General features: G+C 57.5%; 25 protein-coding genes. 22 read left to right on the top strand and 3 right to left on the bottom strand.

The features are described 5' to 3' along the window. The first annotated feature begins 7 nt into the window (after window positions 1–7). The 15 genes from Q7U76_06930 (at window position 8) to Q7U76_07000 (ending at window position 18452) form a co-directional block, all read left to right on the top strand. Window positions 8–1135, top strand: a complete 1128-nt coding sequence (locus tag Q7U76_06930) for an MlaE family lipid ABC transporter permease subunit (GenBank protein MDO8356104.1) — start codon at window positions 8–10, stop codon at window positions 1133–1135. Between the two features lie 218 nt (window positions 1136–1353). Beyond that, window positions 1354–2142, top strand: a complete 789-nt coding sequence (locus Q7U76_06935) for an ATP-binding cassette domain-containing protein (GenBank protein ID MDO8356105.1) — start codon at window positions 1354–1356, stop codon at window positions 2140–2142. Window positions 2143–2147: 5 nt separating this feature from the next. Continuing rightward, a complete protein-coding gene (locus tag Q7U76_06940; protein ID MDO8356106.1) occupies window positions 2148–3110 on the top strand; it encodes an MlaD family protein in 963 nt (320 codons plus the stop codon). A gap of 3 nt (window positions 3111–3113) precedes the next feature. Beyond that, the gene (locus Q7U76_06945) at window positions 3114–3770 is read left to right on the top strand and encodes an ABC-type transport auxiliary lipoprotein family protein (GenBank protein MDO8356107.1); all 657 of its coding nucleotides are present in this window, start codon (window positions 3114–3116) and stop codon (window positions 3768–3770) included. Then, entirely contained in the window at window positions 3767–4243 is a 477-nt protein-coding gene (locus tag Q7U76_06950; GenBank protein MDO8356108.1) for a hypothetical protein, read from the top strand. Before Q7U76_06945 ends, Q7U76_06950 begins: the two co-directional genes overlap by 4 nt. Window positions 4244–4281: 38 nt before the next feature. Continuing rightward, window positions 4282–5991 carry an alpha-glucan family phosphorylase gene (gene glgP / locus Q7U76_06955; GenBank protein ID MDO8356109.1) on the top strand — a complete coding sequence of 570 codons (1710 nt, stop codon included), beginning with the start codon at window positions 4282–4284 and terminating at the stop codon, window positions 5989–5991. After that, window positions 5988–7190: an acetate/propionate family kinase gene (locus Q7U76_06960; GenBank protein ID MDO8356110.1), complete on the top strand. Its 1203-nt coding sequence runs from the start codon at window positions 5988–5990 to the stop codon at window positions 7188–7190. Before glgP ends, Q7U76_06960 begins: the two co-directional genes overlap by 4 nt. 7 nt (window positions 7191–7197) lie before the next feature. After that, entirely contained in the window at window positions 7198–9564 is a 2367-nt protein-coding gene (locus Q7U76_06965; GenBank protein ID MDO8356111.1) for a phosphoketolase family protein, read from the top strand. A gap of 54 nt (window positions 9565–9618) precedes the next feature. Beyond that, on the top strand, window positions 9619–10143 hold the full coding sequence (locus Q7U76_06970; GenBank protein ID MDO8356112.1) for a hypothetical protein: 525 nt from the start codon (window positions 9619–9621) through the stop codon (window positions 10141–10143). Window positions 10144–10176: 33 nt separating this feature from the next. Then, window positions 10177–12696 carry a magnesium-translocating P-type ATPase gene (gene mgtA / locus Q7U76_06975; GenBank protein ID MDO8356113.1) on the top strand — a complete coding sequence of 840 codons (2520 nt, stop codon included), beginning with the start codon at window positions 10177–10179 and terminating at the stop codon, window positions 12694–12696. Between the two features lie 143 nt (window positions 12697–12839). Continuing rightward, window positions 12840–13028 (top strand): DUF2892 domain-containing protein, encoded by a 189-nt coding sequence (locus Q7U76_06980; GenBank protein MDO8356114.1) that lies wholly within the window; start codon window positions 12840–12842, stop codon window positions 13026–13028. Window positions 13029–13033: 5 nt separating this feature from the next. Then, window positions 13034–14119, top strand: coding sequence for an efflux RND transporter periplasmic adaptor subunit (locus tag Q7U76_06985; GenBank protein ID MDO8356115.1), 1086 nt, complete (start codon window positions 13034–13036; stop codon window positions 14117–14119). Window positions 14120–14202: 83 nt separating this feature from the next. Then, window positions 14203–17493, top strand: coding sequence for an efflux RND transporter permease subunit (locus tag Q7U76_06990; protein ID MDO8356116.1), 3291 nt, complete (start codon window positions 14203–14205; stop codon window positions 17491–17493). Between the two features lie 19 nt (window positions 17494–17512). After that, window positions 17513–17971 (top strand): DsrE family protein, encoded by a 459-nt coding sequence (locus Q7U76_06995; protein ID MDO8356117.1) that lies wholly within the window; start codon window positions 17513–17515, stop codon window positions 17969–17971. Window positions 17972–18017: 46 nt separating this feature from the next. After that, complete coding sequence (locus tag Q7U76_07000) at window positions 18018–18452, top strand: OsmC family protein (protein MDO8356118.1); 435 nt, start codon at window positions 18018–18020, stop codon at window positions 18450–18452. 428 nt (window positions 18453–18880) lie between these two features. On the opposite strand, the gene Q7U76_07005 is transcribed toward Q7U76_07000, so the two are convergent. Then, window positions 18881–19180 (bottom strand): Fic family protein, encoded by a 300-nt coding sequence (locus tag Q7U76_07005; GenBank protein ID MDO8356119.1) that lies wholly within the window; start codon window positions 19178–19180, stop codon window positions 18881–18883. A 354-nt stretch (window positions 19181–19534) separates the two neighbouring features. Here Q7U76_07005 and vsr point away from each other — a divergent pair, with 354 nt between their 5' ends. Together vsr and dcm are read left to right on the top strand one after the other, a co-directional pair. Further along, a complete protein-coding gene (gene vsr / locus Q7U76_07010; protein ID MDO8356120.1) occupies window positions 19535–20023 on the top strand; it encodes a DNA mismatch endonuclease Vsr in 489 nt (162 codons plus the stop codon). Window positions 20024–20069: 46 nt separating this feature from the next. Next, a complete protein-coding gene (gene dcm, locus Q7U76_07015) occupies window positions 20070–21557 on the top strand; it encodes a DNA (cytosine-5-)-methyltransferase (protein MDO8356121.1) in 1488 nt (495 codons plus the stop codon). Here the strand turns inward: dcm and Q7U76_07020 are convergent. Continuing rightward, entirely contained in the window at window positions 21554–22132 is a 579-nt protein-coding gene (locus Q7U76_07020) for a hypothetical protein (protein ID MDO8356122.1), read from the bottom strand. The genes dcm and Q7U76_07020 overlap by 4 nt on opposite strands. 89 nt (window positions 22133–22221) lie before the next feature. Further along, window positions 22222–22434 carry a helix-turn-helix transcriptional regulator gene (locus tag Q7U76_07025; GenBank protein MDO8356123.1) on the bottom strand — a complete coding sequence of 71 codons (213 nt, stop codon included), beginning with the start codon at window positions 22432–22434 and terminating at the stop codon, window positions 22222–22224. A 532-nt stretch (window positions 22435–22966) separates the two neighbouring features. Between Q7U76_07025 and Q7U76_07030 the strand changes: the two genes are divergently transcribed. The 5 genes from Q7U76_07030 (at window position 22967) to Q7U76_07050 (ending at window position 25988) form a co-directional block, all read left to right on the top strand. Beyond that, entirely contained in the window at window positions 22967–23347 is a 381-nt protein-coding gene (locus Q7U76_07030; GenBank protein ID MDO8356124.1) for a cytochrome c, read from the top strand. Next, window positions 23344–23817 (top strand): hypothetical protein, encoded by a 474-nt coding sequence (locus Q7U76_07035; GenBank protein ID MDO8356125.1) that lies wholly within the window; start codon window positions 23344–23346, stop codon window positions 23815–23817. The genes Q7U76_07030 and Q7U76_07035 overlap by 4 nt, the downstream gene beginning before the upstream one ends. A 203-nt stretch (window positions 23818–24020) precedes the next feature. Beyond that, window positions 24021–24242, top strand: coding sequence for a DUF2892 domain-containing protein (locus Q7U76_07040; protein ID MDO8356126.1), 222 nt, complete (start codon window positions 24021–24023; stop codon window positions 24240–24242). Between the two features lie 76 nt (window positions 24243–24318). Continuing rightward, the gene (locus Q7U76_07045) at window positions 24319–25566 is read left to right on the top strand and encodes an FAD/NAD(P)-binding oxidoreductase (GenBank protein ID MDO8356127.1); all 1248 of its coding nucleotides are present in this window, start codon (window positions 24319–24321) and stop codon (window positions 25564–25566) included. Further along, the gene (locus Q7U76_07050; GenBank protein ID MDO8356128.1) at window positions 25563–25988 is read left to right on the top strand and encodes a hypothetical protein; all 426 of its coding nucleotides are present in this window, start codon (window positions 25563–25565) and stop codon (window positions 25986–25988) included. Before Q7U76_07045 ends, Q7U76_07050 begins: the two co-directional genes overlap by 4 nt. Window positions 25989–25999 lie beyond the last annotated feature (11 nt).

Below are 25999 nucleotides of genomic sequence, written 5' to 3' on the forward strand. Positions count from 1 at the left end.
GACGTCTATGACGGCGGCAGCTCAATTGGAACAAGCGGGCATCACGATCGGTCACGACCAGATCGTGCACTGTGTCGGCCCCTGGACACTCGATCACCTACTGGATCTTGAACGAGAGCTGGTGAGCCTGTCGTGGCCCCGGTCGAGAGAACTGGTGTGCGAAGCGGGTCACGTCACAGCAATGGACACGGGTGGAGCGGTGCTGTTGTACCGAGCGGTGATGCAACTCCGCAGGCAAGGACGGCAGGTGTCGGTCGAAGGGTTGCGTGCTGAGTTCTCCGAGCTGCTTCGCCTGGTGTCTGCCAATTGGGATCGCATCGAGGCGGCTCCGCCGCCAACACCTGACCGACTGGAGCAGCTGAGTCGATTCATCGCGGATCGCGCCCGGCACGTCGTGACGGCGCTTGGCTTTATCGGTGAGAGCACAGTCGCGGTCTGGCGGTCCTTGAAGAGGCCGTCGCTCATTCGTTGGCAGGCGCTGTTCAGAAGTCTCGAACTGGATGGATTCAATGCGCTGCCCATCACGGGCCTTCTCGCCTTCCTGATCGGAGTGGTGATCTCCTATCAGGGGGCGGAGCAGTTACGGAAGTTTGGCACGAATATTTTCGTGGTGGATCTGGTCGGGATTTCGTTGTTGCGCGAGATCTCTCCATTGATCGTCGCCATATTGATCGCCGGCCGCTCCGGTTCGGCCTATGCCGCGGAGATCGGTACGATGAAGGTGACGGAGGAGCTAGACGCAGTCCAAACGTTAGGCCTCTCACCGATGCAATTGCTGGTACTGCCCAGGGTTTTCGCGCTGATGATCGCCTTGCCCTTGCTCACGGTCTATGCGGACGGATTGGGCGTGTTCGGTGGCATGTTGATCGCGTCGAATTTGCTCAATGTCAGTTTCACCGAGTTCGTCTCACGCTTTGAAGAGGCAGTGGCGGTGCGCCATTTTCTCATTGGAATCGTGAAGGCGCCTTTCTTCGCAATGATCATTGCGCTGGTGGGCTGTTATCAGGGATTTCAGATTCGAGGGGGCGTGGATGATGTAGGGCGGCACACGACCACCAGCGTTGTGCAGAGTATCTTCCTCGTCATTGTGTTCGATGCCATGTGCAGCATTCTGCTCAACTGGTGGGATTTATGACGGGATGTTGAAAATGGCTTCCAGCTTCGTTCTCGCATCGCTCAGGGGCTCAACGTTCTCGGAAGCACTGGAGGGGATTTTCCGTTCGCCAAGACCCATGAAAATGGCGAACGGATCGCACAAAGTGAGGTTTGTACCTCCTCGCCTCTTCGCTCGCTGCGGCCTTGCTGGAAATCCATTTTGAACATCCCTTGGAGTAGGCAAGGGATCTATAGGTAATGGCTATCGTGGCGAACGAGAAGAATGTCCCGATCATCGAGGTCAATCATGTCTCGACTCGTTTCGGGACGGCGGTCGTGCACCGGGATGTGAGTTTGACGATTCAGCGGGGCGAGGTCTTTGCCATTGCCGGGGGGAACGGCTGCGGGAAGTCTACGCTGATGCGTGAGATTGTCGGATTGCTAGATCCGACCTCCGGATCGACGAAGCTCTTTGGCATGGATAGCCGATTGTTGCGCGATGGGCACCCGCAAGAGATCCATCGCCGGTTCGGCGTGATGTTTCAGCAGGGCGGCTTGTTCAGTTCTCTCACCTTGGCGGAGAATGTCGCCGTGCCATTAAAAGAACATACGAAGCTGAGCCGTGAGATCGTCCATGACATTGTCGCCCTGAAGATTGCTTCGGTCGGGTTGCCGGCGGACAGCGCCGCGAAATTTCCGAACGAACTCAGTGGCGGCATGAGGCGGCGGGCGGCCCTGGCACGGGCCATCGTGATGGACCCGGAGGTGTTGTTCCTCGATGAGCCGACCGCCGGCTTGGATCCGATCATCGCGGACGGGTTCGATGAATTGGTCCTGCAACTCAAAGCGTTACTAGGGCTCACGGTGGTGATGGTGACTCACGATCTCGATTCGCTCTGGCGCATTTCAGACCGTGTGGCAGTGCTGGGCAACGGGACGGTCTTGGGGATCGGCACCATGCAGGAATTGTCGCGCTCGGCCGATCCCGTGATTCACGAATACTTTCACGGTCCGCGCGGCCGCGCGGCGGAAGCGCAACATGGGTAGCGACTATGGATAACAAGGTAAATTACGTCATCGTCGGAGCATTTGTCGCAGTCTTAGGAGCGGCGATTCTGCTGGTCGTCCTCTGGCTGGGAAAGTCTGATTACCGCGGGGTCTATGATCGGTACTACACCTACATGCAAGAGTCTGTAGCCGGGTTGAGCGTCAACTCCACGGTGAAATATCGGGGGGTCGAGGTCGGGCGCGTGAAGGATATTCAGTTAAATCCGGAGAATCCTGAAGAGGTTCGGCTCACCCTCGACATTCTCCGTGCCACACCGATCAAAACGGATACGGTGGCGGTGCTTGAAACGCAAGGGCTGACCGGACTGGCCACCGTCAATCTGAACGGGGGGAGTCGAGAGGCGCCGGCGTTGGCGAGTGCACCGGGCCAGGAATACCCGGTCATCAAGAGCGGCCCCTCGCTGTTCTTTCGCCTCGACATGGCCATTTCGCGCTTGCTCTCCGATCAGGGGCTGACGAAGCTGCTCGCCAATGTGAATCTGCTCAGTCAGAATGCGACGGCGGTGGTGGATGAAGAGAATCGCACGACCATCAAACAGATTCTCAAAGACCTGTCGGATATCACGCGCACCGTCGCAGATCAGAGTGAGCGAGTGGACAGCGGTTTGGTCGGCGCCTCGAACGCGGCGCAGAACGTCGCAAAGATGACCGAGACCATGAATAAACAGGTGCCGGTTTTATTGGAACGAGTCAACAAGAGTGCGGCGGCGCTCCAAACCATGACCGAAGAATTGGCTCACACGGGAAGATCTGTGAGGTCGGCTGTGCAAGAGAGCCGCCCCGATATAGAACAGTTCACCCGACAGACGTTGAGTGAGACCGGTGCGCTGGTGACAGAGCTGCGCCAGCTCACAGGCACGTTGCAGCGAGTGGCTCGTCAACTGGAGCAGGAGCCGAGTTCGCTCGTGCTGGGGAAGAAGTCTCAACAACGAGGACCGGGAGAGTAGCCGATGGGGATGCTGCCGATACGGCTCGGTACAGTCATGGGAACCGGGATCGTCGCGCTGGCGCTGGCCGGCTGCCTGTCTCTTCCGCGTGACGAGCAGCAGACGCAGACCTTCTTCTTGAGTCTGGACCGGTCGGCTGGAGGGGCTTCGATCCCTGACGTACAACCGAAAGCCGGTATTCTCGTCGTGAATGTGCCGGTGGCGCAGCCGGGGTTCGATACGCAACGAATGGCCTATGCGCAACGGCCGTATGAAGTGAGCTACTACGCGACCCATCAATGGGCGGACTCCCCGGCCAGAATGGTGACTCCCTTACTGATTCAGGCGTTGGAACAGACGGGTTATTGGCGAGCCATTGTCCCGATGCCGACATCCGTGCGCGGCGACCATCGCGTGGAGATCGATCAGCTGGAACTCGTACAGACCTTTCTGCAGAAACCGAGTCAGGTGCGTCTTGCGTTGCGCGTACAAGTAATCAAGCTGCCGGAATATCTGGTGCTCGGCACCCGCCTGTTCGAGGTGGTCGAAGGAACGCCCACTGACGATGCGTACGGCGGGGCGGTTGCCGCAAACCGGGCGGCCGATAAGCTACTGAGGGAGGTGGCCGGCTGGCTGAGCGGTTGTGTGTCGGGCAGCCAGGGAAGTGGCTGCTCACGATGAAGCAATCGCTCAAGACCGGTTTCAGCTTTGGGTTGACCTCGGGGGTGATCACGACGCTCGGCCTTATGGTCGGATTGAATGCGGGGACTCATTCGCGGCTCGCGGTCATCGGCGGCATTGTGACGATCGCGGTGGCCGATGCCCTCTCCGATGCGTTGGGGATGCATATTGCCGAGGAGTCCAAGAATAACGGGAACGCCTCGGAGATCTGGGAGTCGACCATCGCCACCTTTGTGGCCAAGTTCCTGATCGCGTTGACCTTTGTCGTGCCGGTGCTCATGTTGCCGCTAGAGGAGGCGATGCTGGTGAGCGTGGGATGGGGCCTTATGTTACTTGCGGTGCTGAGCTATTTTCTGGCGCGGGCGCAGCAGATCTCGGCCTGGAATGTGATCGTGGAGCATCTAGTCATTGGCGTCAGCGTGATCGCGATCACCCATGTCTTAGGTGATTGGATCCACTCGCATTTGAGTTAGTCTGCAATAGCACGAGGACGTCACTGAGGGAAATATTGATGGTGCAGCCACCGCTCGTCGCATACTTCTCCATGGAGATCGGCCTGGAGTCCGGGATGCCGACCTATTCGGGAGGGCTCGGTGTGCTCGCCGGCGATACGATTCGCTCGGCCGCAGATCTCGATGTGCCGATGGTGGCGGTGTCGTTGCTGCACCGGCGAGGATATTTTTTTCAGCGACTGGATGTGCAGGGCCATCAAAGCGAGGAGCCTGTCGCCTGGCCGGTCAATGATTTCGCGGACCTGATCGACGAGCGGGTCACGGTCGACATCGAAGGTCGCACGGTCCATGTCAGGGCCTGGCGCTATCGCGTCACCGGTGAGTCCGGACATGTCGTTCCGGTGTATCTGCTCGACACCGATGTGAGCGAGAACCAGCCTTGGGACCGGACCCTCACCGATGTGCTCTATGGAGGCGACGACCATTATCGCTTGTGTCAGGAGGTGGTGTTGGGGATCGGAGGCCTCCGCCTGTTACGGGCGCTTGGACACCAGGACATTCTCCGGTTCCATATGAATGAGGGGCATGCAGCCTTGCTCGTCCTCGCGCTGGTGGAAGAGAAACTGGCCTTGCAGGGTCAATCGGACTCCCTGTCGGCCGATCTCATCGACACCGTTCGTGAGCAATGTGTTTTTACGACCCATACCCCCGTGCCGGCAGGTCACGATCAATTTTCCGAGGAACTCGCGCGCAACGTATTGGGAGAGCAGCGGTGGGCCAGGCTGAAGGACTGCGGCATCGAGCAGCGATTGAATCTGACGCAACTGGCCCTGCGGGGCTCCCGGTATGTCAATGGGGTTGCGATGAAACATGGGGAGGTCTCGCATAGCATGTTCCCCGGTTATCCGATCCATTCCATTACCAACGGAGTCCACGCGGCCACCTGGACCGCGCCGTCGTTCCAGAAGCTCTTCGATACCCATCTGCCGGATTGGCGGCGCGATCAACTCTCGCTGCGCTACGCTGTGGGCATTCCGACTTCGGAGATCTGGGCGGCGCACGTAGATGCCAAACGCACGTTGGTTGAGCATGTGAATCGAGAATCGAACGCGGGGTTCGATCGCGAAGTCTTGACGATCGGATTCGCCCGCCGGTTTGCGGCCTACAAACGTGCCGGTCTGATCTTTCAGGATCTCGACCGGCTCAAGCAGATTGTCCGAGCGGCCGGACCGATCCAGATCGTCTTTGCCGGCAAGGCGCATCCACACGACCGTGAGGGCAAAGATTTGATTGCGCACATCCATGAGATGCGTGATGCGCTGCAGGGCATGGTTGCGGTGTCGTATTTGACCAATTACGACATGGAGGTGGCCAGGATGCTCTGTGCCGGTTCCGATGTGTGGCTCAATACCCCGTTGCCGCCGCTGGAGGCATCGGGGACGAGCGGGATGAAGGCAGCGATGAACGGGGTGCCCAGCTTGAGTGTGCTCGATGGCTGGTGGATCGAGGGCCATCTGGAGGATGTGACCGGCTGGTCGATCGGCGATCGGGTGGAAGCCTGCATGGAGCCCCAGCCAGGGATGGATACCTGTCACGCAGCAAAGCTCTATCGAAAATTAGAAGAGAAAGTCTTGCCCTGTTTCTATAAGGACCAAGGTCGTTTTATCGAGATCATGCGGCATGCGATTGCCTTGAACGGCGCATTTTTTAATACGCAGCGCATGGTTGCTCAGTACCTCCACGATGCCTATCGCTTGGGGCCGGCATGAAATCCCAACAGGGTTTCATTCTGACCATCAATGGAGGCTCGTCGAGCCTGAAGTGTTCGCTCTTCCAGGTTGGTCCCTCGCTCACGCCTGTTGTCTCCTGCCTGGTCGACCGAATCGGGTTTCCAGATGTCACGCTGACCCTCACGGACCTGGCCAGCGGTACCAGCGAGCGCCGGACGATTCAGGCCGCGCATCACAAGGATTGCGTCGATCCGCTCGTCACATGGCTGGAACAGAAGTTCACGATCGCAGACCTTGTGGCCATTGGCCATCGCGTGGTGCATGGAGGTCATCGGTATCGCGAGCCGCACGTGATTACGTCTGAAGTCATGGGCGAGTTGCGCCGGCTCAGTCCCTATGATCCGGAACATCTGCCTGCGGAGATTGAGCTGATCGAGACGTTTGGCCGTCGGTTTCCGACGATCCCGCAAGTCGCCTGTTTCGACACCGCCTTTCATCGCGATCTGCCGCAGGTCGCACGCCTCTTGCCGATCCCCAGACGGTACGAGGCCGCTGGAATCAGGCGCTACGGGTTTCATGGCCTCTCCTATGCCTACTTAATGGGGGAACTCAGGCGGCTTGCGCCTCATGAGGCGCAGGGCCTGGTGATTCTGGCTCATCTGGGCAATGGGGCGAGCATGGCGGCGGTGCGCGGGGGTAAGAGCATCGATACGAGCATGGGTTTTACGCCCACGGCGGGGTTGCCGATGAGCACACGCTCAGGCGATCTCGACCCGGGCTTGCTGTCCTATTTGTCGAGAACGGAAGGTATGACGGTGGCGCAGTTCCATACGATGGTCAATCGGCAATCGGGACTGCTCGGTCTGTCGGAGACGAGTTCCGATATTCGCGACCTCCTTGCCTGTGAGGGCAGTGATGTACGAGCGGCTGAAGCCGTGGCGCTCTTCTGCTACCAGGCCAAGAAGTGGATCGGCTCATTTGCCGCGGCGTTGGGCGGATTGGATACGCTCGTCTTCAGCGGCGGGATCGGTGAGCATGCAGCGGTCATCCGCGCGCGTATTTGTGAGGGGTTGGAATTCCTCGGTATGACCGTCGATGAGGTTCGGAATGGAGCCGGTGACCCCGTCATTTCCACAGCAGGCAGCCGTGTGACCGTTCGCGTCATCCACACGGACGAAGAGCGTGAGATCGCGCAATCTGTCTTTCATGTGCTGGCAGAGGATCGCCGGGATCGATGAGGAGATTATGCTGAGAAGCCACAAGCGGTTGAAGCCGGAGCAGCTTCGGAAAATGGATGCCTATTGGCGTGCAGCCAATTACCTGTCCGTCGGCCAGATTTATCTCTACGATAATCCGTTGCTGAAGAAGCCGCTCACGCTGGCCCATATCAAGCCGCGCTTGCTCGGCCACTGGGGCACCACGCCGGGGCTGAACTTCGTCTATGTCCACCTGAATCGTGTCATTACAGAATATGAGCTGAACGTCATGTACATTACCGGGCCGGGCCATGGTGGTCCCGGACTGGTGGCGAACGCCTATCTCGAAGGCACCTATAGCGAGGTCTATCCGAACGTCTCGCAAGATGAAGAGGGCCTGAAGCGGCTGTTCACGCAGTTCTCCTTTCCCGGCGGCATTCCGAGTCACGTCTCACCGGAGACGCCGGGATCGATTCACGAGGGCGGCGAGCTGGGGTATTCGCTGTCCCATGCGTTCGGCGCGGCGTTCGATAATCCGGACCTGCTCGTCGCCTGTGTCGTGGGCGATGGAGAAGCGGAAACCGGCCCGTTGGCAACCAGCTGGCATTCGAATAAGTTTTTGAACCCTGTGCACGACGGCGCCGTGCTGCCGATCCTGCATTTGAACGGGTACAAGATCGCCGGCCCCACGGTGCTGGCGCGGCTTCCGCATGACGAATTGGAATCGCTCTTTGTCGGGTATGGCTACCAGCCCTATTTCGTCGAGGGCGACGATCCTGCCACGATGCATCAACAGATGGCCGCCACGCTCGATGTCGCCGTCGCGGACATCAAGAAGATCCAGCGGACTGCGCGGGCCAAAGGATTTAGAAAGCGGCCTCGCTGGCCCATGATCGTCCTGCGTTCGCCGAAGGGCTGGACCGGGCCGAAGGTCGTGGATGGGAAGCAGGCTGAAGGGACATTCCGGTCACACCAGGTGCCGATGGGCGATATGGCCAAGCCCGGTCACCTCAAGATTCTCGAGAAGTGGATGAAGAGTTACAAGCCGGGGGAGCTGTTCGATAAGGCCGGCCGACTCATTCCTGAGTTGGCAGCTCTAGCACCGGCCGGCTCCCTCCGCATGAGCGCCAATCCTCATGCCAACGGCGGTCTCCTGTTGCACGACCTGCGTTTGCCGGATTTCCGCGACTACGCAGTGAAAGTGCGGAAGCCCGGGGCGGTGGATGGCGAAGCCACGCGCGTCCAAGGGGAGTTTATTCGCGATGTGATGAAAGGTAATGCCGGCAACTTTCGTGTCTTTAGCCCGGACGAGACGAACTCGAACCGCTGGGGGGCGCTGTTCGAAGTAACGAACCGCTGCTCGACCGCGGAGATCCTGCCCGGCGACGACCATGTGGCGCCAGATGGCCGCGTGATGGAGATGTTGAGCGAGCATCAATGCGAAGGCTGGCTCGAAGGTTATCTCTTGACGGGCCGCCACGGCATGTTCTCCTGCTATGAAGCCTTTATCCATATTGTCGATTCGATGTTCAACCAGCATGCCAAGTGGCTCAAAATGTCGAATCATATTCCCTGGCGGCGGCCGATTGCGTCTTTGAATTATCTCTTGTCATCGCATGTATGGCGGCAGGATCACAACGGTTTCAGCCACCAGGACCCTGGGTTCATCGACCATGTGGTGAATAAAAAGGCCGAGGTCATCCGGGTCTATCTTCCGCCGGACGCGAACTGCCTCTTGTCCGTCACCGATCATTGTCTGCGCAGCCGTAACTACGTGAACGTCATCGTCGCCGGGAAGCAGTCTGCGCCACAGTGGTTGAACATGGACGCCGCGATCAAACATTGCACCGCCGGGCTCGGTATCTGGCCATGGGCCAGCAACGACCGCGGTGGTGAGCCCGATGTCGTCATGGCTTGCTGCGGCGACGTTCCCACGCTGGAAACGCTGGCCGCCGTCGGCCTGCTCAGGACATTGTTCCCTCAGCTAACCGTGCGAGTGATTAACGTGGTGGACTTGATGAAGCTCCAGCCGCAGCGCGAGCATCCGCACGGGTTGAGCGACAAGGAGTTCGACAGCCTGTTCACGACCGACAAGCCGATCATCTTTGCGTTTCATGGTTATCCCTGGCTGATTCACCGGCTGACCTACCGCCGGACAAACCACAAGAATTTGCATGTGCGCGGGTATAAGGAGGAAGGGACGACCACCACGCCGTTCGACATTACGGTCATGAACGATCTCGACCGGTTCCATCTGGTCGGCGATGTGATCGACCGTTTGCCCCAGTTGGGGTCTCGCGCTGCCTATGCCAAGCAATGGCTCGGGGAGAAACTCATTGAGCATAAGCAATACATCTCTGAACATGGCGATGATTTGCCGGAGATTCGGAACTGGCGATGGAGCGGGAAAGGATGAGTGCTGCGCGCTGTTGTGCAAAGGACCGGGCACGGCGAGGGAGATGAAAAGTTTATGACGACGCCAGGCAAAGCCGACCTCGACGCAACGTACGAACATCTTATGACCCTCTGGACATCCGGAGTACGGGACTATCACACAATGCTCTCCGACTACCTCACGGCCAATTCCATTTTTGTCGCGGTGATCGGGCTGATCCTCTCGCGGGAATTACTGGCCTTGTCCTTTACGGTGCTGATCGTGCTGTTGTGCATTTTTGGGGTTCTTCTGTGTCTCCAAATGGCCATCGTTCTCGGTCGGTTGTCAGGTCAGAACGCATTGTGGGAATGGCGATTGAGAGGAATCGAGCAAGATCCTGCCTGGCATAAAGAGAAGCTGATAACCAGTCTTCGCTTGCTCCATGAGGTTCGGCAACCGATCGAGGATCGACGGAATGAGCCCACGGTGTTTGAGCCGAACTGGGCCTTTCGGCAGCACCGCCAATGGTGGGCCCATCGCGCCGTCAGTTTCCCCTGGTTTTTCGGCAGCGTGTACGCGTTGTTGCTTGTATGGAGCCTCACCAAGTTGATGAATGCCTAGGCCCTAGGCGGGCCCGAGAGGATTTCTCTCACGATGTCAGATACGTGGAGTTTTTGGAGCCGTTCATCGGCCGAGGTGCTGCGGCAGCTTGAAACGGCCCCCCAGGGCCTATCGGGCGATGAGGCGCGACGGCGTCATCTGCGCGATGCGCATCTCTTGTTGAAGCCGAAGAGCCGGCTGTCCACTTACGAGCTGCTGTTCCGGCAATTTACCAGCCCGATCATCCTCATCCTCCTGGCCGCCGCGGGGCTGGCGTTCTTTCTGGCGGATCCGACCGACACGGCGATCATTCTCCTGATCGTGCTCGCCAGCGGTCTGCTCGGGTTCTGGCAGGAACGAAGCGCAAACCAAGCGGTGGCCAGCTTGCTCGCGATCGTGCAGATCAAAGCCGATGTGTGGCGTGACGGAAGTCAGGTCGCTGTGCCGGTCGATGAGGTCGTGCCGGGGGATGTCGTCCTGCTCAGAGCGGGCGACACGGTTCCCGGCGATTGTCTCCTGCTCGAATCGAAAGATCTCTTTGTGGACGAGGCGGCGCTCACGGGCGAAACCTATCCGGCCGAAAAAGTCTGCGGCGTCCTGCCTGCCGATATTCCCTTGGGGCGGCGGACGAACAGCCTCTTTCTAGGGACCCATGTCATCAGTGGAAACAGTACGGCAGTCGTGGTGCACATTGGGTCGGATACGGAATTCGGGAAGGTCTCTGGCCGGTTACAGCTCAGGCCTCCCGAGACGGAGTTCGAGCGAGGCATCAGGCAATTCGGGTATCTGCTCTTGGAAGTAACCGTCGTGTTGGTCGTCGCCATCTTTGCGGTCAACGTGTATCTGGCCCGGCCTGTGCTCGAAGCATTTCTGTTCTCCCTTGCCCTCGCGGTCGGTCTCACTCCGCAGCTGTTGCCGGCGATCATCAGCATCAATTTGGCCCATGGGGCCAAGCGCATGGCGCAACAGAAAGTGATCGTCAAACGCTTGGCCTCGATTGAAAATTTCGGGAGCATGACCGTCTTCTGTTCGGACAAGACAGGGACATTGACCGAGGGGCTCGTCCGGCTGAAGTCCGCCTGCGACATCGCGGGCAATCCGAGCGAGCGAGTGTTCTTGCACGGCGCGCTGAATGCGAGTTTCGAAACCGGATTTCATAACCCGATCGACGAAGCCATTCGCACCGCTCGACCGTTCGATCTCTCTCCCTATCGGAAATTGGATGAAGAACCCTACGACTTCGTTCGCAAACGACTCTCGGTATTAGTGGCGACGCCGACCACGCATCTCTTGGTGACCAAGGGCGCCCTGGCGAATGTGTTGGCGGTCTGTTCAACCGCCGAGAATGCGGATGGCACAGTGGTTGAGTTGGCGGTCGTGCGGGATGCCATCCAAGCGCAGATGGCGCAGTGGGCCGGCCAGGGATGGCGGGTGCTCGGGCTTGCCTCGCGGGAGATGGGCGCGCGAGAGGGCATCACCAAGGACGACGAGGCGGGCATGACGTTTTTGGGGTTTCTGGTGTTCGAAGATCCCATCAAGGCCGATGTCCCGGAAACGATCGGTCGTCTCAAGGGGCTGGGTGTCACGTTGAAAATCGTGACTGGCGACAATCGTCTCGTTGCGGCCCATGTCGGACAGGCGATAGGTTTGATGAATGGACATCTGTTGACCGGCGAGGATTTGCGGAAAATGAGCGACGAAGCGCTGGTGTCGCGCGTGAATGACGTCCATGTGTTTGCCGAGGTCGAGCCGAATCAGAAAGAACGGATCATCCTGGCCTTGAAGAAGGCAGGCCATGTCGTTGGTTATGGGGGCGATGGGATCAACGATGCGTCGGCTTTACATGCGGCGGACGTCGGCGTGTCCGTCGAAAGTGCGGTGGATGTGGCGAAAGAGGCGGCGGATATCGTATTGCTGGAAAAGGATCTCGGCATTTTGGTCGAAGGCGTCCAGGAAGGGCGGAGGACGTTCGCCAATACGTTGAAGTACGTCTTCATGGCGACCAGCGCGAACTTCGGCAATATGTTCAGCATGGCGGGGGCTTCGCTCTTTCTGTCCTTTCTGCCGCTACTGCCCAAGCAAATATTATTGACCAATCTCCTGACCGACATTCCGGAAATGACCATCGCCGGCGATCGTGTGGATGAAGAGCTGATCGATCGGCCCAGGCGGTGGAATATCGCGTTCATCAGAAAGTTCATGCTCACGTTCGGTTTAGTGAGTTCTATCTTCGACTATCTGACGTTCGGGGTGTTGCTCTGGTTTCTTCAAGCCGGTGTCGAGGAATTCAGAACCGGGTGGTTTGTGGAGTCGGTGATCTCCGCTTCGGTCATCGTGCTGGTCGTGCGGAGCCGGCGGCCGTTCATGCGCAGCAAACCGAGCCGGGGCTTGCTGGCAGCGACGCTCGCGGTGGTGGGATTGACGCTGCTCTTGCCCTATACTCCGCTGCGCGGACCGCTGGGGTTTGTGCCGTTACCGGCATCGTTCCTGGCGGCCTTGCTCTGCATCGTGATCGCCTATGTGGGAGCGGCCGAGTTCGCCAAGAAGATCTTTTACCGGCATGTGGTCTATTGAGAGGGCCGGTGTTGCTACGGCGTTCCACTGTAGCCCCTTGATATTGCTGACCGAGACGACTATCACAACAGGGGCTGACCAACCGGTGAATCCTTTCCTGCTCCCGTCGATCATACAGGTAGCGTAAACCGGGAGGTGATTCGATGAAGCTCAATGAATGGTTGCGGTTGATTGCCGGGCTCTTTGTCCTGCTGGCGATTGTCCTTGGGGCCACCGTCCATCCCTATTGGAATTATGCCGCGGTGTTTGTGGCGGTGAACCAGATCCAGTCTGCATTCACCGGCTGGTGTCCGATGATGGCCTTCTTACGTTGGCTGGGTGTGCAGGAATAATTCATATGCGGGTCGTTGGGATGGATGTCGTGACTAGAGAGGGAGAGAATCTGCTCATGTACCGGCTCGTGCTTGCCGTCATGATGGTTGTTTCGATCACAGCCTGTAACTCTCGGGAGGAGCCGGTCCAACCGGCGCGGACTCCCACAGTTTCTGCACCGATCCAGGCCGCGGTGACAGAGGTGCAGACGGTTCAAGTTCCGCTACGTGTCGAAGTCACGGGGCAGATCACAGCGCTGGTACAGGCGACGTTGTCGAGCCAAGTCCAATCCACGGTGGACAAGCTCTTGGTTCGAGAGGGCATGATCGTAAAGAAGGGCCAGACGTTGGTGGTCCTCGACAGCCGTGACCTTCGTGAGGAACTCGCCCGGGCGCAAGCAGAGTCTGAGAATGCTCGCGCGCATCTCGATCGCATGAAGCAACTCTATGGTGAGGATGCAGTCTCGAAGCAGGAGAAGGAGAACGCCGATCGCACGTTCAAAGTGGCCGAGGCCAGCCGGCGGGCTGCTCTCACGAAGGTGAGCTACACCATCGTCACGGCGCCGTTCGACGGGGTCATCACGGAAAAGAAGATCGAGGCCGGCGAGATTGCCTCCCCAGGACAGCCGCTCCTGAAAATGGAAGACCCGCAGCGATTACGTCTGGAAGCGACCGTGGCAGAAGGAGACCTTCAGGCGCTCTCGCGTGGCGCGACGATCCCGGTCATGATCGATGCGCTCGGTTCTAAGACGTTGCCCGGCACGGTGGCGCAGATCCTTCCAGCGGGAGACGCAGCGACCCATACGTTCCTCGTCAAGGTGGAGCTGCCTCCGACGCCCGGGCTGAAGACCGGCATGTTCGGGCGCATGCTGGTGGATAAGGGAACCGGCCAGACGCTGGTTGTTCCGAGGGCTGCAGTCATAGAGCGAGGCGAGCTTACGGGCCTCTATATCGTCGGGCCCGATTCGTTGGCCCGCCTACGTTGGGTCAAGCTGGGCCGCACGGTGGGCGAGTCGATCGAGATCCTGTCCGGGGTCACAGCCGGAGAACGGCTGCTTGCGGACGCCAGTACTGGCATTGAGGGGGCTCGGATCGAAGCCGTGACGCGGTAACAGGCTTCCCCGCTCGCAGTGAGCAGAGATAGGGCGACAGGAAGGCCGCTTCCCTCGTCATCGTTCACGCATCACGAGTCATCATGTCCACCCACGTCGGTCTCTCAGGACGTCTCGCCGGTCTGTTCATCGGGAGCAAGCTCACGCCTCTGATCTTATTAGGGGCGCTGTTGCTCGGGGTGTTCGCCGTTGTCGTCACACCGCGAGAGGAAGAACCGCAAATCGTCGTGCCGATGGCCGACGTCTTCCTGTCATTTCCCGGCGCGTCAGCAAAGGTCGTCGAAGAACAACTCACCAAACCCTTCGAGCGCAAGATCTCCGAGATTCGCGGAGTCGAATATGTCTATTCGATCTCCCGGCCCAGCGGTGTTCTGATCATTGTGCGGTTCTACGTCGGTGAACCGATGGAGCAGAGTCTCGTCGACCTCTACGACAAGCTCATGTCCAACCAGGATCTGTTTCCGCCGGGCGCCGGGACCTTCCTCGTGAAGCCGCGGGACATCAACGATGTGCCGATTGTCACAGTAACCCTCTCCAGCAACCGCTACGGCGATGCTCAGCTCCAGCAACTGGCGGAGCATGTGCTCGAACACGTGAAGAAGGTGCCTGGGACGGCCGGAGGATTCTTTGTCGGCGGACGCCCGCGTGAACTGCGTATTCAGATCGACCCGGCCCGCATGCGTGCCTATGGGGTGACGCCGCTCGACATGGCCGGAGTAATCAGGGGCGAGAATCTGGCGCTGCCTGCCGGCCGTTTCCAAAGTCAAAACCAAGAGTATGTGCTGGAAACCGGCCGCTTTATTCGTTCGCGCGAAGATCTCGAAGCGCTGGTGGTCGGCGTTCGCGATGGCAGGCCGATCTATCTCCGTCAGGTCGCAGACGTGATCGATGGTCCTTCCGACGTCACGCGATACGTCTGGTTCGGCCTGGGCGCCGGTGGGGATCGTGAAACGGGCCGCACGAGCGACGCTTCACGAGATACGCTTCACGAGTCCCCTGCCGTGACCGTGGCAGTCGCCAAGCAGCGGGGCATGAACGCCGTCACCGTCACCCGCGAGGTGCTCCGTACCGTCGATGAGTTGAAAGGCACGATCATCCCGTCAGACGTGCGCGTCACGGTCACGCGCGATTACGGGGAGACGGCCGATGACAAGGCGAACGAATTGCTGTGGCATCTGCTGATCGCGGTGGCGGCGGTGGTGCTGTTTCTCGGGCTGACCCTGGGCGTGCGGCCGGCGATGGTCGTCTCGCTGGCCATTCCCGTGACGCTCTCCCTCACGCTCTTTACCTCCATGCTGATCGGCTACACGATCAACCGGGTCACACTCTTCGCCCTGATCTTTTCGATCGGCATCCTGGTCGATGACGCCATCGTCGTGGTGGAGAACACCTATCGGCATCTGACTATGCGTCGTCTTCCCCATCGCGAAGCCTCCATTTATGCCGTGGACGAAGTGGGGAATCCCACGATCCTGGCCACCTTCACCGTGATCGCGGCCCTCCTGCCCATGGCCTTTATCTCAGGCCTGATGGGCCCCTATATGAGGCCGATACCGGTGAACGCGTCGATCGCCATGTTCTTTTCGTTGCTGGTCGCCTTCATCGTCATTCCCTGGTTTTGTCAGACCTGCTATCGCGCAGGTGTGGTGATGAAGGGCGTGGAGCAAGACGATGTGACAGACGGCTGGACATACCGGTTCTATCAGCGAGTCCTCACGCCGCTGCTCCGCCACCCATGGCTAGCCTATGGGTTTCTGGCCTTGGTCGGCTTGCTGCTCGTCGCATCGGTGGCGCTGTTCTATACGAGGAGCGTGACGGTCAAAATGCTGCCCTTCGATAACAAGAGCGAATTGCAGGTTGTTGTCGACATGCCGGAAGGGACCACGTTGGAAGAAACGGCGCGAGTCACGAAGGCCGTGACCCAATATGTGCGCACGATTCCAGAAGTCCGCGATTATCAGGCCTATGTCGGGACGGCCTCGCCGTTCAATTTTAACGGCCTGGTCCGGCATTACTTTCTCCGGGAGGGGAGCCATCAAGCCGATATTCAGATGAATCTGTTGCCCAAGGATCAGCGGTCGGCGCAGAGCCATGAGATCGCCCGGCTGGTGCGGCCGGCCGTGCAGGAGATCGGCCGTCAGTTTGGCGCGAACGTGAAGGTAGTGGAAGTGCCACCGGGGCCTCCCGTGCAATCGGTGCTGGTGGCGGAAGTCTATGGACCGGACTACGATCGGCAACGGGCTGTGGCTAAGGAACTTCGAGCCATGTTCGAGGCGACCCCCGGGGTGGTGGATGTGGACGATTTCATGGAGCACGATCAGATCAAATATGTCTTTACCGTCGATCATGCGAAGGCGGCGCTGGCGGGGGTTCCGTCCGACGATATCGTGAGGACGTTGCGTATGGCGCTTGGCGGGGACAAGATCGGCCTGGTGCATATTCCCAAAGAGAAAAGTCCGGTTCAGATCGTCATGCGGCTGCCGCAGGCGGAGCGGACCGGATTGGAGCATTTCGGCGAAATTGCCGTGCGGCGGCCGACCGGTGAAATGGTGCAGTTGTCGGAACTCTTGCGGTTGGAACAGACGATCGAAGAGAAGGCCATTTACCACAAGAACCAGAAGCCGGTGGTCTATGTCGTCGGCGACGTCGGAGGGCCCGGTGCGGAGAAAGCGGAGAGTCCTGTGTACGGGGTGCTCGGGATCGGTGACCGGCTGAAATCCTATCGCCCGCCGGAAGGTTATGAGATCGAACAGCACTACGCAAAGGCACCCTGGTCCGAGAGCCGTGTGGCGGTGAAGTGGGACGGGGAATGGCAGATCACCTACGAGACCTTCCGGGACATGGGGATTGCGTTTGCCATCGCCATGTTGCTGATCTATCTCTTGATCGTCGGCGAGTTCCAGTCGTTTCTCACGCCGTTCATCATCATGGCGCCCATTCCCCTGACGTTGATCGGCATCGTGCCGGGACATTGGATGACCGGCTCATATTTTACCGCCACGTCGATGATCGGGTTCATCGCCCTGGCGGGTATCATCGTGCGCAATTCAATTTTATTGGTGGACTTCATCGAGTTGCAACGACGGGAGGGCTGGCCGTTGCAGGAAGCGGTGATCCGGGCCGGAGCCATCCGCACGCGCCCGATTCTCTTGACCGCGGCGGCGCTGATGGTCGGGGCCTTCGTCATCATTCTCGATCCGATCTTTCAGGGACTTGCGGTCTCGCTGCTCTTCGGAGTCGGCGCCTCGACCCTGCTGACATTGGTCGTGATCCCGGTTCTCTATGTCAGTCTGATGAAATGGTCCCGCCCTCAGGGGCCGACAGAAGAGGCAGGTCAGAAGCAGGCGGCTACCGAGTCGTCGGGAGTGAACTGAGGTTTAAGGAGGGATGGTTATGTCTCGATATGCCACTGTTGTCGGTTTCGTCGGCTTGATGCTGTTGGCCGGTCTTGTCTGCCGTGTGGAACCGGTGCAGAGCGCAGAGGGACCAGAGGCCGGCAGCAAGATCCATCGCGTGGTCATGCACCTGAATAGCGGAGAGGAGAAGGTGCAGAAGGGAGCGCTCAACAACATCAAGAATCTCTATGAGGCATTGGGCGCCGAACGAGTGATGGTGGAACTCGTCGCCCATGGAGCTGGACTGTCGTTGTTCACGAAACAGGATACGAAGCTGGCCGAAGAGCTGGCGAGGCTGAAGACCTCCTATGGGGTCTCGTATACTGCCTGTTCAAACACGATGAAGGCTCAAGGGCTTACGAGGGCCGATTTGATCGATCAGGTGGATCGCACCATGCCGGCCGTGGTGCGCCTGATGGAATTGCAGGAGCAGGGGTGGGCGTACATCAAACCGTAACGAAGAGCTGATGGCCTATAGCTGATAGCAGGAACTGGGAGGAATCATGGATGTGAAGCCGAAAGTCTATCTGTATCACACGGCAGTGAAATGGACGGAGCAGCGCAAGGGAGTCATCTCCTGCGCCGGTAAACCGGATATTCAAGTTGCGACGCCGCCGGAGTTCAAAGGGCACGACGGCATCTGGTCGCCGGAGGATCTATTCGTCGCCTCCGCCAATATCTGTTTGATGACGACGTTCCTGTCGGTGGCGGAGCGAGCCGGTCTGGTCTTTACCTCCTACGAGAGTCAGGCTGAAGGAAAGCTGGAATTGGTCGAGGGGAAGTTTCAGTTCACGACCATCACGTTGAAGCCGACCATCACGCTCCCGGCGAATGCCGATGCGGCCAAGGCGAAGGAGCTGATCGAGAAAGCCGAAGCGAACTGCCTGATTTCCAACTCGATGAAGGCCAACGTCAGCTTGGAAGCGACGATCCGATAGCAGGATGCGGGAAATGGCGGATGCTGAAAACGCCCGCCAGCTTCGTTCTCACCTCGAAAGCATCCTCAACGTAGCCCAGAGGCTACGCCTCCGGTGCTTTCATCGGCTGCGGCCTTGCTGGACGAACGTTTTGAGCATCCTACCGGGAAGGTTCTCCTGTTGTCTCACAGATGTCGACCATCGACGTTCTGCTGAGCCGAAATGGTTTTTCCGCAGCCTGCTGGAGTGAGGCAACCCGCGAATCTTACACTGACCATGCTATACTGATTGTATGTTGAAACGCTCACTGACCAAGACCAATCCCTACCTCCTTGATCCTGCCAAGCGCCGTGCGATGTTTCAGATGACCGTGTCTACCTCTACGGATATCGAGGGAGTGAAGCTCACTCCCGCCGATTTGCGCTCTAACCCAAACACCTCGGAACGTCTCACCTCTTCTCGTGCACCTGTAAAGTCCTCTCGATCACCGCGGTAAATAGTGTGGTCATGGGATCGTAATTGCGATCTAGTCCCGCCTGCACCGCAGCAAAATACTGGCGCCGTTTCCTGCCAGATAACTTGTCGAACACAAGAGCGGGCAACCCCGCCTGTAGCCCCATAAGCACAGCGAGAATTCGAGCGGCTCTCCCGTTCCCTTCCCGGAATGGATGGATGAGGGGATAGAGGCTGATGATCTTCTGTGCTCGCGCAACGCGCGGTCGCGGACTACCCTCGTTGGACGCGCGCAATGGAAGATCAATCAGCCCCCATCCCCTGAGAAATGACGAGCGAGTTTGGAGTGATCATCTGTAGCCTCGTTCGACGTGTGCATTCGAAGATCGGCCAGGCTATTATTGAGACATAAGTCGTAATGGAGCGGACGTGGGTAGTGGGGATTCTGCTAGGCCAGACTGAGAAGAAGAGGTATAGGCGCTGATTGCCAGTACGCTCGCGACATTGCAGTAAGGTTGAACGGACCTGTCGCCGATGAATTCATTGCAAGCGCGAAAAATAGAATAACTAGTTTCTCTCTTGCCGAAAGAGAAGCACAAGGACTTTTCAAGTCGGAAAGGAGAAAGGTGTCTGGAGCCATTCACGCCACCATGAGGAACAGGTGGCCGACCGATCCGACAACTTCAGCCCGCATGAAGCGGGTACGGCAAATAGCGACTGGCCCTGAACAAAGAGTTCAGGCTGTGATTCGAACACTTGGGGTGCGGTTTTCCAACTCGCTTAGGTCTCTTGATGGAAGCCCTGACTTCTGCAGCAAAAAGCATCGCTGGGCTGTTTTTGTGCATGGATGTTTCTGGCATGGCCATGCATACTGTCGATACGCCACGGTGCCACAAAGAAATCGTACTTCTTGGTTGGCGAAAATCAAAGGAAACAAGGCTCGGGATCGTCGAGTCACAAATACTCTGCGAAAAAGCGGGTATGCGGTTTATGTGATCTGGGAGTGCCAGACACACGACCCTAACCGACTTCGCCGTCGGCTGGTTGCATTCTTTACAAGACAGACTCACTGTACTCTTCGCAATTTGGAAGTAATTTCCAAATCAAAATCTGGCACCTTGACACAGCGAAGACTTTGAGTATCATGCATTCACCAAGGCCTATTAATTGGTTGACATAACTTCCATGCGTGAAAATATTTTCGACATGCGATCACGAAGGTTGGAGCTCGGACTTCCACAGCGCGAGGTCGCACTGCGTGCCTGCGTCCGAGAGACGCAACTCAGAAAATGGGAACGTGGGCTCGAGTTGCCGGATTCTGAGTCAGCAAAAAGATTGGGAAAGGTTCTTAAGATCAGCCCGTATAAGCTTCTCAGTGCACAGGAGATCCACGCTGAATTTGCTACCCCAGGTGAGGGATACACAACTGCTGAGGCTGGCAAAGGTGAAGTTACTCGTCGTAAGTCGGTTCCTCCCAGTGGGATTAGACGAGTCTTGGATGTTTTTTGTGGGGCCGGTGGTCTTTCATATGGATTTGAACGGTCAGAAGGGTTCATCACCACATGTGGAATAGATCTGCTCCCTGACCGTATCAAGACATTTATGGCCAACCATCACTATGCAACTGGTATTGCCGGAGATTTGCGTGCATATTCTCTTCACGAGATACACAAGCTAACAGGGCATGTTGACGTTGTTGTGGGTGGACCGCCCTGCCAAGGATTCTCATCGATTCGCCCCTTCCGAAATCTGACAGAGGGCGATCCTCGGAATTCATTAGTCGAGCATTATGTATTGGTCATCAATCACTTGCGTCCAGAGTGGTTCGTTTTTGAGAACGTTGTTGGAATACTAACCCATGAAAACGGCTCACGGCTTCGCGCCGTCCTTGAAGGCTTCCGTAGCGCGGGCTACTCAGTTGAATGGCGTGTGGTTAACGCGGCTTTGTATGGTGTCGCACAACATCGCGAGCGTGTTGTAATTGTTGGAAATCGAAGAGGGGTGCCATTTTTATGGCCAAATCCTTCTCACCGCGCTGAACATAAAAGCATGGCTGGATCGCGGCCAGAAGTTATTCGAACTGAGGGCCCTCTCTTCTGTCCCGACCTCCCGCCCGCGGTCACTCTGATGGAGGCCATCGATGATCTGCCGCCAATACCTGCTGGTGGGGAGGCCTCAGGGTATATTGGGCCGACTCGGACTGAGTATCAGCGAAAACTGAGAGCCGGATCAAACCTCCTTACTTTGCACAGGGCAACCAATCACTCAGCAAAGATGCTCGAAATAATACGTCACGCAGGAAGCAACATTTCTGCTCTGCCGCAGGGTATGGTCAAAAGCGGTTTCAGTTCATGCTACAGCCGACTCAATCCTGATAGGCCAAGCACAACTTTAACGGTTAATTTCGTGCATCCTGCATCAAACCGCTGCATCCATCCATATCAGGATCGTGCTCTTACGCCTCGCGAGGGTGCCCGCATTCAGAGCTTCCCAGACAGTTATCAGTTTCACGGCACAACAGCACAAGTCGTAAAGCAGATTGGGAATGCCGTCCCGCCCATTTTGGGGCAACGAATTGCTGAAGCTATTATTAGTAGCGAGGAAAATGTGAAAAATGGTCGACCTAAGAAATCCCGAGATGCTTGGCAGCCTCAGGTTGAATCTGCCTTTTAGGTAGGCCGTGAGAAAAGCGAAGTAGTTTTTTTATATGTACCACCTTTTGGAGAAAGTGGACAGCGATCAAGGTCGCAGTACACAATTCCAAGAGCGTTCATGCCTTCGGCATTGATTACCGCGGTCTTCCCGCTATCGCCTTCTGTGTTACTGAAGTTAAAGTGAGACTTCTTCAGAGAGCCAACGCGAACTTCCCAAATCCAAGGTACTTTTCCCCTGTTGCTCTTTCCTCTATGGTGGTTTCCTTCAGCATCACCTAACACGTATCTAAGCGTTAGGTGGGGGCCTGGCTTAATAAGGTGGCCTTTTGGCTTGTTATTTTCTAGCGCCACTTTGATCTCAATGTTTTTGCATCCTGCACCTTGGCCGAGCAAGTCAGGGTATGTATGAGGCGCGTTCGCAGCAAAACGACCTTCAGAAGCTCTAACAATTCCACCGCGATAAAGGTTTCCGATGATTGCTGAAAGATTTGCTAGTTCGACCAGCTCGGATAAGCGTTCGCCTCCAGCCTCTATGAGTTTCTCATCGATGGAATCAAGAATCTCATAAACGTAGGTGACTGCCTTCCCGATCATGTCTACGGATAGTCCGCATACATCGAGTGAATTCTCGTGGCGAAGATATCTTGTGTTACAGGATCGCATTTTTCGATTCCGATTAAGCCTCAATGATCCGCGAAAAAATCACTGGGGTGTATCCGTAAAGCCAAGGAGAGCTTGAGAATGTTCAGAACTCCAACGTTTCGTTCGCCTCGTTCGATGCCGCCAACATACGTTCGGTGAAGCCCAGAGCGTTCTGCCAATGCTTCCTGGGATAGGCCTGACGCTTGCCGAAGCTCTCGAACTCGCATTCCGAAGCGTTTGAGGTCTCGGTTCATGGTTGCAATATCAATAGATGATGACGATACGTCTACAGACTATGAGTATCTATGTTTAGAGGATTTTGTAAGGGATAGGGTTAGGCACGAGTATGGATTTATTGAGACGCCCGACCTACGGTCTGCACGCGGTTGCCTGGAGCAAGAAGGGGGTGGAACAAGAAGGGGGACAGGCACCGCTCTGAAGCGGAGCCAGTCCCAGCTCACGACTGTCGAAAGATGAGCCGATTGACGAATGGTATCTACTCAGGTGTTCAGGCGGAAGACTAAAAGCCTTCGGCCTATCTACCTGAGTCGTTACGACGAATGACCGCTGACGTTTGACGTTCTCCTGGCTGTAGCATCTTGCGACAGTGATCAGATTCCCAACGGGGTCTTTCTCGACACTTGCGGCGCTCAGCCCTCGCCATCTTTCCTTCTTCTCTCTTAACTCATTGTTTGTTTGCATGTTTACTCAGCACACTTGGCCACGCTTGCCTGGCATCTCGCTCGCAATGATATTCAACGGGTAGGAAGGCAAGGAGGCAATGAAATGAAAATTGTACTGGTTGGAGCCGTGCTCTTGGCGCTCGCCGGGGGCGCGAGCCTGAAAGAATTGAACGTCTCTCAGCCGGAGCGTGATGTGCTCAGCGGTAGAGTTATTTTTTCGACGATTTGTCTCCGTTGTCATGGGATCGACGGGAAGGGCGATGGGCCAATGAAGTTTACGCCTCCGGTTGCCGATCTGACGTCCCCCGCGGTTCAAGGAAAGCTGGATGCGAGGTTGTTCAAGAGTGTGCATGACGGCAAGAAAAATACTGCAATGGGGGCCTGGAGAGAAGCACTCACGGACGATGAGATTTGGGATGTGCTCGCCTATGTGCGGACGCTCGCTCCCGAAGCAGCCGGCGGCATGGGAAGCGGGCTCCGATGAGATCGACCCTCTGCCGGATCATGTTGGGGCTGTGGGTCGTGACGATGGTGGCTGGTGGATGGTTCTTTGTGCGGGGATGGACGGTGCCTGGCACGGATGGGCGGACGCAAATCGTCTTAGCCCCGGCAGAGCGTGACTTGATCCTGGGCGAGATGCGGATGCTCCTGAAGGCGGTCCATGGTGTCGTGACTGGCTTGGCCGGTCAGGATCAGGCGGCGGATCGAACGCAGATTGAACAGGCTGCCCGCTCGGCAGGAATGGGCATGGCGGCGGACGTGAATCCGGCGCTCATGGAGAAATTGCCGCTTCCGTTCAAGCAAATGGGTATGTCGATTCATCGGGACATGGATGCTCTTGCGGATGCGGTCGTCCAGAAAGAGACTCCACAACAGATTCTCCAGCGCCTCTCCAGCATGACGGCCCGCTGCACGACGTGCCATGACATGTATCGATTCGGAGTGGATAAGTAGCGGTCAGCCGTCAGCATTCAGCTATCAGCATGAAGGTTCAACCGAAAAAATGGTCGAAAGCAAAGCCCAAAAAGGCTGAATCCATTTCCCGAACAATGACTCATACCCATCAAGATCGCGATCAGCCGACAGTCTTTTAATCTGAACGCTGATGGCTACCAGCTGAAGGCTGATCGCTTCAGCCCAACCAAGGAGGTGCAGTCATGACATGCAATGTAGGGGGAGTGGAACGACCGATTCGGATTGTTTTGGGGATTGCGTTGCTCGGGATCGGCGGCTTTGCCGGGTTGCCCCCGGTAGGAACTGGTATCGCGCTGGTGGTGGGGACAGTCATGTTGATCACGGGCGCCATCGGTTTCTGCCCGGCCTGGACCCTATTGGGAATCAATACCTGTCCGACGGAGAACGTGAACCGTAAAAAGTGAACCGTGAAACGGGAAAAACTTTGAAAAGCGAGTCTTGCGAACAACGATTTATGCCTAACGTGTAACGAGGTGAACCATGGCACGAGTGGTGATCATCGGCGCATCGATCGGTGGACTGCCTGCGGCTTATGAGGCACGGGCGTTTCTCGCGAAGAAACACAAGGTCACGGTCATCTCCAATGTCGAGTCCTTTCATTTCGTGCCGTCGAATCCCTGGGTCGCGGTCGGATGGCGTACCAGGAAAGACATCAGTTTTCAGATCGCGCCTGTCTTGGCCAAGAAAGGGATTGAGTTCGTTCATGCCACGGCGGACCGGATCGAGCCGGAACAGAATCGCGTCGTCACCGCCAAAGGCGAGGTGCCCTATGACTATCTGATCATCGCGACGGGTCCCAAGCTGAATTTCGGCGCGGTCCCGGGACTGGGACCCAGCGGCTATACCCAATCCATCTGCAATGTGGACCATGCCGAGCAGGCCTGGGGCTCGTATCAGGCTTTCCTCAAGAATCCCGGTCCCATCGTCGTCGGGGCGGCTCAGGGCGCGTCCTGTTTCGGACCGGCCTATGAGATGGCGTTCATCCTCGACACCGACCTTCGGAAAAAGAAGCTCCGGAAGAAAGTGCCGATCTATTTCGTGACGCCGGAACCGTACATCGGACATATGGGATTGGCCGGAGTGGGGGCTTCGCGCCGCCTCATGGAGGACGAGTTCGCCGAACATTCCATCAAGCCGATTCCAAATAGTTCGATCAAAGAAGTCCAGCCTGGCAAGGTGCTGCTGGAAGATGGACAGGAAATTCCGTTCCGCTACTCCATGTTCATCCCGCCGTTCGCCGGGGTGGATGCGGTGGCCGGTACGCCTGGCTTGTGTAACCCCAAAGGGTTCGTGAACATCGATGCCTATCAGGCCAATCCTAAGTACAAGAATATTTACTCGGTCGGTGTCTGCGTGGCGATTCCACCGGTCGAAGTGACCCCCATCCCGACCGGCGCACCCAAGACCGGCTACATGATCGAGTCGATGGTCTCCGCGGCGGTCCACAACATCAAGGCCGATATCGAGAACGATCCCAAGCGCGATACCGCGACATGGAATGCCATCTGCCTGGCCGACATGGGGGACACGGGCGTCGCGTTCGTGGCCTTGCCGCAGATGGCGCCGAGAAATGTGACCTGGGCGAAGAAGGGGAAGTGGGTTCATCTGGCCAAGATCGGGCTGGAGAAATATTTCCTCCATAAGATGAAACGCGGGATCAGCGAGCCCTACTATGAAAAAGTGATCCTGAAAGCGTTGGGCATCGAGAAGTTGGATAAACCGGCATGAATACGATAACGCTCCCCTTCTCTGTTAGGTTTTTCCGGCTCACGAAGATGGGGCTGCTGGCGCTGACGGGGTTGTTGCTCACGGCCTGTGCCGGTGGTCCGTCGGATCGTTCTGACGCCGTGAAGATGGCGGATGTCTTGAAGGGGAAGACGAAGCAGGAGCTTCTGGCCTGCGCCGGTGCGCCGAGAAGAGAGACCATCTCGGATGGTCTGACCGCGATGCTGTACCAGGAGGAAGCTGAACTTGTCGAACTCTCGGTTCCCGGCGCGAAGTCGAGCGGTCCACGGGATATACCCCATCGTTGTCGAGCGACGGTCACGCTCAAGGACGGCCGCGTGACCGATGTGCGATACGAGTCGGTGCCTGCATGGTTGGGGGCCGAAAACCATTGCGACGCGATCTTCGCGCGCTGCTCTCAGTAGGGGCAGCCGTC

The organism is Nitrospirota bacterium (assembly GCA_030645475.1).
In the GTDB taxonomy this organism is placed as follows: Bacteria; Nitrospirota; Nitrospiria; order Nitrospirales; family Nitrospiraceae; genus Palsa-1315.